Source organism: Paenibacillus pasadenensis DSM 19293 (genome assembly GCF_000422485.1).
GTDB classification, from domain to species: Bacteria; Bacillota; Bacilli; order Paenibacillales; family Paenibacillaceae; genus Paenibacillus_O; species Paenibacillus_O pasadenensis.
In genome coordinates this window covers 81550-94003 of record NZ_AULW01000015.1, presented here as the reverse complement: position 1 = coordinate 94003, position 12454 = coordinate 81550, and the positions used below count along the sequence as shown (strand labels likewise).

At 68.9% G+C, this 12454-nt stretch carries 12 protein-coding genes; 9 read left to right on the top strand and 3 right to left on the bottom strand.

Annotated features, from left to right (window positions below; all coding sequences use genetic code 11):
* Positions 1 to 79 precede the first annotated feature (79 nt).
* Positions 80 to 871 (top strand): SDR family oxidoreductase, encoded by a 792-nt coding sequence (locus tag H582_RS0102900; RefSeq protein WP_028597301.1) that lies wholly within the window; start codon positions 80 to 82, stop codon positions 869 to 871.
* A 109-nt stretch (positions 872 to 980) separates the two neighbouring features.
* Here the strand turns inward: H582_RS0102900 and H582_RS0102895 are convergent, their stop codons facing one another.
* Entirely contained in the window at positions 981 to 1451 is a 471-nt protein-coding gene (locus H582_RS0102895) for a GNAT family N-acetyltransferase (protein ID WP_043110839.1), read from the bottom strand.
* Positions 1452 to 1473: 22 nt separating this feature from the next.
* Positions 1474 to 2064: a CGNR zinc finger domain-containing protein gene (locus tag H582_RS0102890; RefSeq protein WP_028597299.1), complete on the bottom strand. Its 591-nt coding sequence runs from the start codon at positions 2062 to 2064 to the stop codon at positions 1474 to 1476.
* A 170-nt stretch (positions 2065 to 2234) separates the two neighbouring features.
* On the opposite strand from H582_RS0102890, the gene H582_RS0102885 reads away from it, so the two are divergent.
* Positions 2235 to 2750, top strand: a complete 516-nt coding sequence (locus H582_RS0102885) for a DinB family protein (RefSeq protein ID WP_043110838.1) — start codon at positions 2235 to 2237, stop codon at positions 2748 to 2750.
* A gap of 104 nt (positions 2751 to 2854) precedes the next feature.
* Here H582_RS0102885 and H582_RS25735 read toward each other — a convergent pair whose 3' ends face one another.
* On the bottom strand, positions 2855 to 4111 hold the full coding sequence (locus H582_RS25735) for a DNA glycosylase AlkZ-like family protein (protein WP_043110837.1): 1257 nt from the start codon (positions 4109 to 4111) through the stop codon (positions 2855 to 2857).
* A gap of 317 nt (positions 4112 to 4428) precedes the next feature.
* On the opposite strand from H582_RS25735, the gene H582_RS0102875 reads away from it, so the two are divergent.
* From H582_RS0102875 to H582_RS0102845, 7 genes are all read left to right on the top strand, one after another.
* Positions 4429 to 5217 carry an ABC transporter ATP-binding protein gene (locus H582_RS0102875; RefSeq protein ID WP_028597297.1) on the top strand — a complete coding sequence of 263 codons (789 nt, stop codon included), beginning with the start codon at positions 4429 to 4431 and terminating at the stop codon, positions 5215 to 5217.
* Positions 5214 to 6026 carry an ABC transporter permease gene (locus H582_RS0102870; RefSeq protein ID WP_028597296.1) on the top strand — a complete coding sequence of 271 codons (813 nt, stop codon included), beginning with the start codon at positions 5214 to 5216 and terminating at the stop codon, positions 6024 to 6026. The genes H582_RS0102875 and H582_RS0102870 overlap by 4 nt, the downstream gene beginning before the upstream one ends.
* The gene (locus tag H582_RS25730) at positions 6023 to 6961 is read left to right on the top strand and encodes an ABC transporter permease (RefSeq protein WP_084136517.1); all 939 of its coding nucleotides are present in this window, start codon (positions 6023 to 6025) and stop codon (positions 6959 to 6961) included. The genes H582_RS0102870 and H582_RS25730 overlap by 4 nt, the downstream gene beginning before the upstream one ends.
* A 73-nt stretch (positions 6962 to 7034) precedes the next feature.
* Entirely contained in the window at positions 7035 to 8093 is a 1059-nt protein-coding gene (locus tag H582_RS0102860; protein ID WP_240478914.1) for an ABC transporter substrate-binding protein, read from the top strand.
* Between the two features lie 82 nt (positions 8094 to 8175).
* A complete protein-coding gene (locus H582_RS0102855; RefSeq protein ID WP_028597294.1) occupies positions 8176 to 9057 on the top strand; it encodes a nitrilase-related carbon-nitrogen hydrolase in 882 nt (293 codons plus the stop codon).
* 58 nt (positions 9058 to 9115) lie between these two features.
* The gene (mmsA, locus tag H582_RS0102850; protein ID WP_240478913.1) at positions 9116 to 10597 is read left to right on the top strand and encodes a CoA-acylating methylmalonate-semialdehyde dehydrogenase; all 1482 of its coding nucleotides are present in this window, start codon (positions 9116 to 9118) and stop codon (positions 10595 to 10597) included.
* A gap of 31 nt (positions 10598 to 10628) precedes the next feature.
* Positions 10629 to 12218, top strand: a complete 1590-nt coding sequence (locus H582_RS0102845) for an aminotransferase (protein ID WP_255309700.1) — start codon at positions 10629 to 10631, stop codon at positions 12216 to 12218.
* Positions 12219 to 12454 lie beyond the last annotated feature (236 nt).

Sequence of the window (12454 nt, the reverse complement as noted above, 5' to 3'; positions counted from 1 at the left end):
CCGCGCGATTAAGTATCCTTTATAAGCATCGGGGCCATGCTGGTTCCGGTGGGGATACTTTTTCGAAAGGGTGATTGCCATGCATGCAGACAAGCTTCTCGAAGGAAAGGTCGCCATCGTCACCGGCGGCGGCTCCGGCATCGGCCGGGCGTCAGCGCTCGATCTGGCGCGCCGCGGCGCCAAGGTCGGCTTCCTCGACCGGACGCCGGAGGAGGCGGAGAAGGTCAAGGCGGAAATCGAGCGCGAGGGCGGGGAAGCCTGGGTCACGGCGACGGATGTCAGCGACGCCAAGGCGGTCGAGCAGGGCATCAACGAGATCGTCGAGCGCTTCGGCCGGCTCGATATCGTCTTCGCCAATGCCGGCATCAACGGCGTCTGGACGACGCTGGAGGACATGGAGGTCGAGGACTGGGACCAGACGCTCGGCATCAACCTGCGCGGCACCTTCCTCACGCTCAAATATGCCGTTCCGCATCTCAAGAAGCAGGCCGGCGGCAGCATCATCATCACGAGCTCGATCAACGGCAACCGGATCTTCAACAACACGGGCGCGACCGCGTACAGCGCGTCCAAGGCCGGCCAAGTCGCGCTCATGAAGATGGCCGCGCTGGAGCTGGCTCCGCATCGGATCCGCGTCAACGCCGTCTGTCCGGGCGCGATCGAGACGAACATCGACGACAACACGGAACGGACGGAGGAAGCCGAGCAGGCCAAGATTCCGGTCGAATATCCGGAGGGCTCGCATCCGCTGGCGGGCAAGCCCGGCAAGGCGGCCCAAGTCGCCGATCTCGTCACTTACCTAGCCTCCGATCTGGCCTCGCATGTGACGGGCACCGACATCTACATCGACGGAGCGGAATCGCTGCTGTAGCCGCTGCGCGCATCGACAACAAGCCGCCCCGCCATTCCACGGAATGGCGGGGCGGCTTGTTTGGTTAGGCGGTACTCGCGGGGGGATCCGTCGTCAGCCGCTGCAGCGTTCAGCCGGCGTTCGGCTCGCGGCGGAAACGGGCGATCCAGAGGCCGGGGGCCGGCTCGAAGCGTCCGTCGGGCCGGAAGCCGGAGGACAGATAAAGAGCGACGGCCGGGACGTTGGCCTCGCCCGTCGAGACGTGGATCGTCGCTCCGGCGTGCCGCGCGAGCGCCTCCTGCAGCAGGAAGCGACCGATGCCGCGCCGGAAAAAGTCCGGATGCACGACGAGGCGCGATATCGTCCGGCTGCCGTCCTGCTCGGCCTCGACGGCGATGGCGCCGGCCAATCGGCCGTCGAGCGCGCAGCCGTAAAATTCGGCCGGACATTCGAGCAGCTCCTCATGGCTCTCGTCGATGCCGGGGATGGCGTCGAAGCCGATCCGTTTGGCTTCCTCCCGGTACGCCTTGGTCTGCAGCTCCCGCAGCTCCAGCGAGGCGGCCGGATCGGTCACGTCGATCACATGCAGGGACAAATTCATGTTTATTTAATCTCCCATATTGTCAGTTTTTCGGCTGCTGGCGCGCCCGCTCGCGAAAGCGGCGCACCTTGAGCAGATTGCCGCAGGCTTTGTCGTCGCAGTAGCGCTTCGAGCGGTTTTTCGTCTCGTCGTAATAGATCCACTTGCAGTCCGGATTGTCGCATACGCGCAGCCTCTCCGCTCTGCCGGCCGCGAGCATGTCGGCGTATGCCGCCGCCACGCGGCAGCGGACCGCCTGCCAGTCCGAAGCGAGCGGGCGGCGCTCCAGGCGGAAGCCGACCTCCCCGAGCGGCCGCTCGCTCGCTTCGAGCTCCAGCTCCAAGTGGAAAGGAGCTGCGCGCAGCGCCGCCTGGAGCGGCTCCAGCGCGGACGCTGCCAGCGGCAGCGACTCCCGACGGGCGTCTACGATCGCGAGGGTCAGGCGGCGCAGCTCGTCCCGCAGCCGCCGCAGCTCGGACAGCTCGGCCGGGGAAGGCTCGGGCGCCAGCGCATCGTCCGAACCGTGCTTGGCCCAGAATTGTTGCCTCCAAGCGGCGTGCTCGAGACGGTCCTCGCTCGCTCCGCTGCCTCTCCAGTCATGCCATAGGCTGTTCAAAAAATCTTCCCAGATCATGCGACTTCCTTCCCTGCTGCCAGTGGTAACGATCTAAAATGAAAAAGAAGGTTACAAATAGGTCGATCCCGGGTATAGTAAGAGCAGCAAAAGGTAACGAGTCAACCTCCATTTCATCGTTACCGTCTTCTTCGCCATTATAGCGTCGCCAAGGAAGGGAGACAAGAACCATGAGGTCGAACCGGGAAAAGACGAAGCTGTTGGAAAAAGCCTGGGAGTTTGCTTACAGCAAGGAGGACTGGTCGCCGCCGCTGCAGACGGCGCTCGAAGACGTGACGGAGGAGCAGGCGGATTGGCGTCCGCAAGGAGCCGCGGCCAACACGATCCGCGAGACGGTCCATCACCTGATTTTCTATAAGGAGGCTTTCCTGCGGGCTTGGCGCGGAGAGAGCGACGCGGCCGCGGACGGCGTGACCAACACGGACACGTTCCATGCGGCGGGGATCGGCGCGGCGGAGGCGTCATGGGAGGAAACGCGGCGCAGGCTGGGGCAGGCGCATGCGGCCATCGGGGCGATCGTCCGCGAGTGGGAGGATGACAGCCTGTACGAGAAGCGGATCGGCAAGGGCTCGGAGGCGGGGACCTGGGTGAACAGCCTGGCGGTCCACGATGCCTACCATGCGGGACAGATCATCCTCGTGCGCAAGCTGCAGGGCTCATGGGCGCCGACGCGTTCGTTCAGTTAAGGAGCGGCGGAAAAATCAAGCGCGAAAAGAGGCGAGGCCGGAGTTTTTCGGCTTCGCCTCTTTTGGCATGGGACGCGGAAGCGCGAGACCAGAGGGGGATCGGCTTAAGCCCGGGCGCGGCTCGGCCGCGAGTTGGCGAGCCGCTCCAGGCGCGGCTCGGCGGAGGCGGCCTGCTCGGAAACGGCGAGCCGATCGCAGCCAAGGTAGGCGCGGAAGTCCGAGAAGGCGAGCGCCAGGCTGCGCTGGCTGTCGCGCGTCAGCCGCCTGCCGGGCTCCGGCCACCAGCCGAGCACGGCCCGTTCGCCGCTCGCCAGGCGGCCCGGCTCCATGCGGGCGACGAACGCCTCGCCCTGGAGCACCGGGAGCGTGTAATAGCCGAACAGGCGGATCGCGGCCGGCTTGTACACCTCCCAAATATAGGCGAAGTCGAACAGCTCGCGGATGAGGCGGCGGTCCCAGAGCATGTTGTCCAGAGGCGCGAGGAAGGAGGTGCGCGCCGGCTGCGAGGACCAGCGCTCGGCGGAGCCTGAATCGAGCCAGCGCTCCAGATCGTCCGTCCGCGCATAGTGGGGAGCGCTCAGTCCTTCCGTCTCCACCTCCACGAGCCGGCCTTGCTCCGCCAGCTCGCGGAAGATGCGCGTACGCTCGGCGGCCTTGAGAAAGTAGGTGCCGACCCAGGCGTCCGACATGCGCGGCGAGAGCAGGCCGACGCCTCCGACCCGCCGCAGCACCCGCCAGCGCGCGTAATCCTCGTCGGCGGGATGCGGGTCCGGGGCGTCCAGCAGCTCCTCGGGAAGAAGCTTCTCGGCCAGCTGGTAGACGCGCTGGTTGCGCTGCTTGCGGTCGATGACGAGCTCTCCCCATAAATACATGCTCTCCATCGTCGCCTTGGCCTGGCGGGCCGGAGACCAGGCCCAGTTGAGCTTGACGCCGCTCTCCAGCTCGCGCGAGAGCAGCGGTCCGCGAGCCTCGAGCGCCTCGCGCACGACGGGCACGAAAGCCTCGACCTCGGGAATGGAGCCGTAGCGGCTGCGGGCCCGCTCGCGCGTTCTCCGGAACGCCGGCCAGTCGGCGGTCGGATAGATGCTCATCACCTTGTCCATGCCGTCGACCAGCAGCCGGTCCGCGTACAGCAGCTCGTCGAGCTGGGACGGCTCGAAGCGCTCCACGCGGGATTGCAGCACGAGCTCGGCATTGCGGCCGGCCGGATCGAGCGGATCGAACTGGATGCAGCCGGCCTGCCGGATGTAGTCCATGATGCCGGCCTTGCCGGTGTAGCGCCGCTCCGGTCCGAGGCCATGATAATCGAGCAGGAAGCGGCGGGCCTCCGTACGGGACAGCTTGAGCTTGCGATGGGCCATGCGGTCGACTCCTCCTCGAACGAATGTTCTATTCGTCCAGTATAGCGGATCCAGCGGGGCAAGGGAAGGGAGACGGCTCGGCGGCGAGCCGGAGCGCGCCGAATCCGGCAAGGCGAGCGAGCGCTCGAAGCGGAGCCTTCGCACGGCGCTTCCGTCGCGGCCAGGCTGCCGGCGCCGCGGAATGTTTCCTTCCATCGGTTGTCGACCGTTCAGACACTGTGTCAAATGCGAATCGGCCGTTCTGTCTAATGAAAACCGGACCGCTCCCGCTTACGATGGAACCATTCCGGCGAAAGCTTCACGGAAACGGAAGGGGGATGGGAGCTTTGGCGCAAAATGCTGCCCAGCAAGAAATCGTCGTCGACCGAGTCGGCATGGATTACGGCGGAGGCTCCGAGCCGGCGATCCGCGAGATCAGCCTCGGCATCCGCAAAGGTGAGTTCGTGAGCCTGCTCGGACCGTCCGGCTGCGGCAAGACGACGCTGCTGCGGATGATGGCGGACCTGCTGGAGCCGACGAGCGGCGGCGTCGGCATCGCAGGCGGCACGCCGCGGCAGGCGCGGCTGACCCGCAAGTTCGGCATCGTCTTCCAGACGCCGGCGCTGTACGAGTGGAGGACGGTGAGAGGGAATGTCGAGCTGCCGCTGGAGCTGGCCGGCATGCCGCGGGCGCGCCGCCGCGAGCGTGCCGAGGAGCTGCTGGAGCTGGTCGGGCTGGGAGCGTTCGCGGGCAAGCGTCCGCGCCAGCTGAGCGGCGGCATGCAGCAGCGCGTCTCGATCGCCCGGGCGCTGGCCGCGGATCCGCAAATCCTGCTCATGGACGAGCCGTTCTCGGCGCTTGACGAGTTCACGCGCGAGCGGCTCGGCGAGGAGCTGCTCGGCCTGTGGAGCCGCACCGGCTGTACGGTCGTGTTCGTCACGCACAGCATCGCCGAGGCGGCGTTCCTGAGCGACCGGGTGTTCGTGCTGTCGGCGCGGCCGGGCCGGCTGTCCGCCGAGGTGGAGGTCGGCTTGCCGCGTCCGCGCGTCGGCTCGCTGCGCGCCGAGCCGGAGTTCCACCGGCTCACGTCGTCGATCCGGCAGCTGTTCGGGGAGGCGGAGCCGTGAGGGCGGGAGCGGCCGGAGGATGGAAGGACCTCGCGTTATGGGGAGCGGCGGCGCTGCTGCTGTGGGAGCTCGGCTCGTGGCTGCTGCTGGAGCGGCTGCAGGTGCCGCTCGCCCAGTCCAAGCTGCCCTATCCGCATCGGGTCGCGGAGGCGCTGGCAAGGGACGGCGGCAAGCTGCTCGCCGAAGCGGCGGCGACGCTGGGCAGCGCCGCGAAAGGCTTTCTGGCGGGAGCGCTGGCCGGAGCGGCGCTCGCCCTGCTCATGGGAGCGTCGCGCACGGCCGAGCGGATCGCCGCGCCTTATGCGGTGGCGTCGCAGATGATCCCGATCCTCGGGCTGGCGCCGATCGTGTACGGCATCTTTCGGGATGAGGGCATGGCCCGGCTGCTGATCGCCGCCTACATCGCCTTTTTCCCGGTCGCGCTGCAGATGCTGCGCGGGCTGAAGTCGATCCGTCCGGAGGACCGCGAGCTGCAGCGCGTGCTGGCGGCCGGGCGCTGGTTCGCCTTTCGGACGCTGCTGCTGCCCGCCTCGCTGCCGGGGCTGTTCACGGGGCTGAAGACGGCGGCGCCGCTCGCCGTGACCGGCGCGATCCTCGTCGAGCTGATGGGCGCGCGGCATGGGATCGGCGTGCTCATGCTGCGGTATCTGTATTACGGTCCGTCGCATGCGTATCTGTTCTGGTGCACGGTGCTGCTCTCGGCCGCGCTCGGCCTGCTCGCCTACGGAGCGGTCGCGCTGCTGGAGCGGCTGCTGCTTCCGTGGCAGCGCAGCGGCCCGGCCGCCGCCGGAAAGGGGGCGGGCGCATGACGCCTGGAGCGGATATCGAGCCGAAGGGCGCGACCCGCAGCGGAGCGAGCGTGTCCGCGGCTGCGGCGGCGCTGGAGGCTGCGATCCCGGAGGCGCCGACGCCGTCCCGCCGGGCCCGGCCGCATGCGAATAAGCTGCTCGGCGGCCGGAGCGCCGCTTCCCGTCTGCCGGAGCTGCTGCTGCCGCTGGCGGCCGGGCTGGCCGTCCTCGCGCTGTGGCAGGCCGAGCTGTTTCACGCGCTGCTCGGCCTGCGCACGTACCAGCTGCCGCTGCCGTCGGCGATCGCGGCGGCGGCAGCCGCGAACGCGGAGCTGCTGCTCCGCTCCGCCGGCGTCACGCTGGCGGAAGCCTGGCTCGGGCTCGCCGCAGGCTCGCTGCTCGGCTGGCTGGCCGCAGCGGCGGCCGTCCTGCGGCCCGCGCTCGGCCGCGGCGCGCTGCTGCTTGCCGCCGCGCTCAGCGCGGTGCCGATCGTCGCGCTCGCGCCGCTGTTCAGCCTGTGGCTCGGCGACGGCATCGCCTCGCGGGCCGGTGTCGCCGCGGTCGCGAGCCTGGCGCCGATGGCGCTCGGCAGCTGGCGCGGGCTGACGTCGCCGAGCTCGGCGGAGCTCGACCTGATGCGCTCGCTCGGCGCTTCCAAGGCGGCGGAATTCCGCAAGCTACGGCTGCCGTCGAGCCTGCCCTACACGCTGACCGCGCTCAAGATCAACGCGGCGGCGAGCCTGATCGCCGCGATCGTGAGCGAGTTCTTTTTCGCCTCGGGGGGACTCGGCTACCTGCTGTCCAACTCGGTCAAGATCGCGCGCATGCCGCTCGGCTGGGCGTGCATCGCCGTCGCGGCGGCGGCCGGCATCGCCTCGTACGGGCTGCTGCAGCTGGCGGAGCGGAGGCTGCTGCACGGGCAGCCGGACGGCGCCGATTCCAAGCAAGCGCGCTAGCGACAGAGAGAACGGCCGCCCGCAGCCGGCAGCGGGCGGCACGCGCAGACCAATTCGGGGGGAGCGGATGAAGATGGGCATGACGAGGAGAGGCCGGCGCGGCGCGCTGGCCAAGGCGGGGGCGGCGCTGGCGCTGGCTGCCGCGCTGGCGGCATGCGGCAACGGCCAGGAGACGCCGGCGGCGGGCGGAGCGGCGGAAGGGGCGGCGGCCGTGAAGATCGGCCTGCAGCTGAAGTGGGTGCCGCAGGCGCAGTTTGCCGGTTACTACATGGCGCTCGAGAAGGGCTATTACAAGGAGGAAGGGCTCGACGTGGACATCCTGCCGGGCGGGCCGGACATCGTGCCGGAGCAGCAGGTGGCGAGCGGAGCGGCCGACATCGGCGTCGACTGGGTGGCGAGCCTGCTCGCCCATCAGGAGCAGGGATTGCCGCTCGTCGAGATCGCGCAGATCTATCAAAAAAGCGGGCTCGTGCTCGTGTCCAAAAAGAGCGCCGGCATCGCCGCCGCAGCCGACCTGAAGGGCAGGAAGGTCGGCAACTGGATGGGCGGCAACGAGTTCGAGCTGCTGGCGCTGTTCGACAAGCTCGGGCTCGATCCGGCCAAGGACGTGCAGTTCGCCAAGCAGGGCTTCACGATGGACCAGTTCCTCGCCGGCGAGCTCGATGCCGCCTCGGCGATGACGTACAACGAATATCAGGTCGTGCTGGAGCAGGGCATCCCCGAGTCGGAGCTGAACGTCATCGACATGAACGAGGAAGGCGTCGCCATGCTGGAGGACAATCTGTTCGCCAACGCCGATTGGCTGGCGGACAACAAGGAGGCGGCCGCCAAGTTCGTGCGCGCCTCGATCAAGGGCTGGCAGGAGGCGATCCAGCAGCCGGAGGCGGCCGTCGACGCCGTCATGAAGGCGGCCGAGGCGGACAGCACCTCGCGCGATCATCAGCTGAAGATGATGCAGGAGGTCGCCAAGCTGGTCGCTCCGGACGGCTTCGATCCGGCCGGCATCGGCAAGATCGACGAGGCGGCGTTCAAGCAGACGGCGGACATCGCGCTGCAGTTCGGCGTCATTTCCAAAGCGGCCGATCTCGGGGCGGCGTATACGACGGAGATTTACGACATGGCCGTGAAATGACGCCGGAGCGGCCGCGAGCGGAGGACAGGCGAGCGGCTCGCGGGCTGCGGCCAGGCGGCAGATCAGAAAGGGGGAATGTGCAGTGGATACGGTAAGCATCGGACTTATCCAGGCGAGCCATGACCTGGACGGCGGCGAGGACGTCGCGGCGCACAAGCGGCACGGCCTCGAGAAGCAGGAGCGGCTCATCCGCGAGGCGGCATCGCGCGGAGCGAAGGTCATCGGGCTGCAGGAGCTGTTCGCCGGTCCTTATTTCTGCGCGGAGCAGTCGTCCCGGTGGTACGAGTTCGCCGAAGAAGTGCCGGACGGCCCGACCGTCTCGGCAATGCGGGAGCTGGCGCGGGAGCTGGAGGTCGTGCTGATCGTCCCAGTCTACGAGCGCGAGGGCGTCGCCTCGTATTACAACACGGCGGCGGTCATCGACGCGGACGGCGCCTATCTCGGCAAGTACCGCAAGCATCATATTCCGCATGTCGGCGCTGGCGGGGGAGAGCATGGCTTCTGGGAAAAGTTCTACTTCAAGCCGGGCAATCTCGGCTATCCGACGTTCGATACCGCCTACGCCAAGGTCGGCGTGTACATCTGCTACGACCGCCACTTCCCGGAAGGGGCGCGCGCGCTCGGACTCGCCGGAGCGGAGATCGTGTTCAATCCGTCGGCGACGGTCGCGGGCACGTCGGAATATTTATGGAAGCTGGAGCAGCCGGCGCATGCGGTCGCCAACGGCTATTACGTCGCCGCGATCAACCGCGTCGGCGTCGAGCCGCCGTGGCGGATGGGCGAGTTTTACGGCCAGTCCTACCTGGTCGATCCGCGCGGAGCGATCGTCGCCGAGGGCAGCCGCGACCGGGACGAGGCGATCGTCGGCGTGCTCGACCGGCGCGTCATCCGCGAGGCGCGCGAGGCGTGGCAGTTCTACCGCGACCGGAGGCCGGAGACGTACGGCGAGCTTTCGCGGCTCTAGCCCGGCGCGTGGCGGAAGAGCTTGAGCGAGATGGGAGAAGGGAGAAGGGAGAGGACGCATGGAGGATACGCTGGAAATGAAAGAAGCGCCCGCGCCGCGCCGGCTGGCGAACTGGATCGGCGGCCGCTGGGAGGAAGCGCCCGAGGGAGCTGAGCTCGCGCCGGTCGCCGATCCGGCGACGGGCGAGGTGCTGGCGCTCGTCCCGCTCGGCGGCGCGGCCGAGGTCGGGCGGGCCGTCGCGGCGGCGCAGGAGGCGTTCCGCGGCTGGAGCCGCACGCCCGTTCCGGCGCGGGCGAGGCTGCTGTTCCGCTATCAGGCGCTGCTGTCGGAGCGGAGGGAGGAGCTGGCGGAGCTGCTGGCCGCCGAAAACGGCAAAAGCCGCGAGGAGGCGCTCGGCGAAGTGCAGCGCGGCATCGAATGCGTCGAGTTCGCGGCCGGAGCGCCGACGCTGCTCATGGGCAGCCAGCTGCCGGACATCGCCTCGGGCCTGGAATCGGGGATGTACCGCTATCCGCTCGGCGTCGTCTGCGGCATTACGCCGTTCAACTTTCCGATGATGGTGCCGTGCTGGATGTTCCCGCTCGCGGTCGCCTGCGGCAACGCGTTCGTGCTCAAGCCGTCGGAGCGGACGCCGCTGCTCGCCTGCCGGCTCGCCGAGCTGTTCGCGGAGGCGGGCTTCCCGCCCGGCGTGCTCAGCATCGTGCACGGCGCGCGCGAGGCGGTCGACGCGCTGCTGGCTCATCCCGGCATCGCCGCCGTCAGCTTCGTCGGCTCGCAGCCGGCGGCCGCGGCCGTCTATCGGCGCGGCGCGGCGGAGGGCAAGCGGGTGCAGGCGCTGGCCGGCGCCAAAAACTTCAGCCTCGTGCTGGCGGACGCCGATCTGCCCGCCGCCGCCCGCCAGGTCGCCGCGGCCGCGTTCGGCTCCGCCGGCCAGCGCTGCATGGCCTGCGCCGTCGTCTGCGTCGAGCGCGGCGCGGCGCCGGAGTTTCTGCGGCTGCTGCTGGAGCAGGCGGATGCGATGCGTCCCGCAGAGGGAGGCGGCCCGGCCGGCATCGCCACGCCGATGATCCGCTGCGAGAGCCGCGACCGCGTGCTGGCGCTGCTGGAGCAGGCGCTGCGAGGCGGCGCGGAGCTGCTGCGCGACGGCCGGCTCGACCCGGCGCCGCCGGGCAGCGGCTCGTTCCTCGGCCCGACGATCGTCGTCAAGGTGCAGGAGGAGATGGCCGTCTGGCAGGAGGAGCTGTTCGCCCCCGTGCTGTGCGTGGCGGAGATCGGCGGGCTGGAGGAGGGCATCGAGCTCGCCAACCGCTCGCTGTTCGCCAACGGCGCTTGCCTCTATACGGACAGCGCCCGCGCCGTGCGCCGCTTTCGCGAGGAGATCGACGCGGGCATGCTCGGCATCAACATCGGCGTTCCGGCGCCGATGGCGTTTTTCCCGTTCAGCGGCTGGAAAGGCTCGTTCTACGGCGACCTGCATGCGAACGGGCGGGACGGAGTCGAGTTCTACACGCGAAAAAAGATGGTCACCGCCCGCTACTGACGGCGTGTGGCCGACAAGGAGCTGAAACGGCATGGTCCAGCAAGGCATCGGCTCATCGGATGCGGAGGGCGTTCCCGTCTCGGCCGGAACGGCCGGATTGGCAGGGGCGGCAGAAGGGCTGGCAGGAGATGCAGACGGGCTGGCAGGAGATGCAGACGGGCTGGCAGGAGCGGCAGACGGGGCGGCAGGAGCTGCAGACGGGCTGGCAGGAGCGGCAGCTGCTGCGGAGGCATTGGCAGAAACGGCAGAGGCTCCTGCAGAAGCAGCCCCAGCCCAAGCGGGGGCGCCGGCCGTGCAGCGGCGCGGACAGTTGTGGCATGGCATGCGCCCGTACCGGGCGGCCGACCGGCCGCTCGTCATCGTGGAAGGGCAGGGCTCCTGGGTGACCGCCGAGGACGGCCGACGCTACCTCGACGGCATGTCCGGCCTCTGGTGCGTCAACGCCGGTTATGGACGCAAGGAGCTCGCGGACGCGGCGGCGCGGCAGCTGGAGCGGCTTCCCTATTATCCGCTGACCCAGTCCCATCTGCCCGCGATCGAGCTGGCCGAGCAGCTCGGCGAGTGGCTGGAGGGCGATTACGTCGTCTTTTTCTCCAACAGCGGCTCCGAGGCGAACGAGGTCGCGTTCAAGATCGCCCGCCAATACCATCTGCAAAGCGGCAACCCGTTGCGGACGAAATTCGTCGCGCGCTACCGGGGCTATCACGGCAACTCGCTCGGCGCGCTTGCCGCGACCGGCCAGGCGATGCGCAAGCTCGGCTACGAGCCGCTCGCTCCGGGCTTCCTGCATGTGCGGCCGCCGGACAGCTACCGCAGGCCGGAGGGGATGACGGCCGAGGCGTTCCAGCTGCTGTGCGCGCGGGAGATCGAGGAGCGCATCGTCTGGGAAGGCGAGGAGACGGTCGCGGGCGTCATTCTCGAGCCCGTAATTACGGGCGGGGGGGTCATCGTGCCCGACCCGCTTTATATGCAGGAGGTGCGGCGCATCTGCACGGAGCGCGGCGTCCTGCTCATCGTCGACGAGGTGATCTGCGGCTTCGGCCGCTCCGGCCGCAAGTTCGGCCATCACAACTACGGCGTCTCGCCCGACATCGTGACGATGGCCAAAGGACTGACGAGCGGCTACCTGCCGCTCGCCGCGACGGCGGTGAAGCGCGAGCTGCACGAGGCGTTCCGGCGCACCGGCGCGCTGGCGCATCTGCGCCACATCAATACGTTCGGCGGCAATCCCGCCGCGTGCGCGCTGGCGCTCGCCAATCTGAAGCTGCTGGAGCGCGAGCGGCTGCCGCAGCGGGCGGCGGAGCTCGGCGCGAAGCTGCTCGGCGACTTGCGCGCGGAGCTCGCCTCGCATCCGCAGGTCGGCGACATCCGCGGCTTCGGGCTGATGGCCGGCATCGAGCTGGTGGCGGACCGGTCCAGCCGCGAGCCGCTCGGCGCGGCAGTGGTGCAGGCCGTGCTCGACCGCTGCCGGGAAGCGGGGCTCATCATCGGCAAAAACGGCGACACCGTCGCCGGCATGGCCAATGTGCTCACGATTGCGCCGCCGCTGTCGTCCACAGACGAGGACATGGCGTTTCTGCAGACGGCGCTGCTGGAGTCGCTGCTGCCGCTCGCTCGATAGGAGGAGGATTCGAGCCGGTGCGCCGGGTTTCCGCGAACCAAGGAACTCTCGATTCTCTGGTCGAGCTGATGCGCCGGGTTTCCGCGTGCGAAGGAACTCTCGACTCCCTGGTGGAGCCGATGCGCCGGGTTTCCGCGTGCGAAGGAACTCTCGACTCCCTGGTTGAGCTGATGCGCCGGGTTTCCGTGAACCAAGGAACTCTCGACTCCCTGGTGGAGCCGATGCGACGGGTTTCC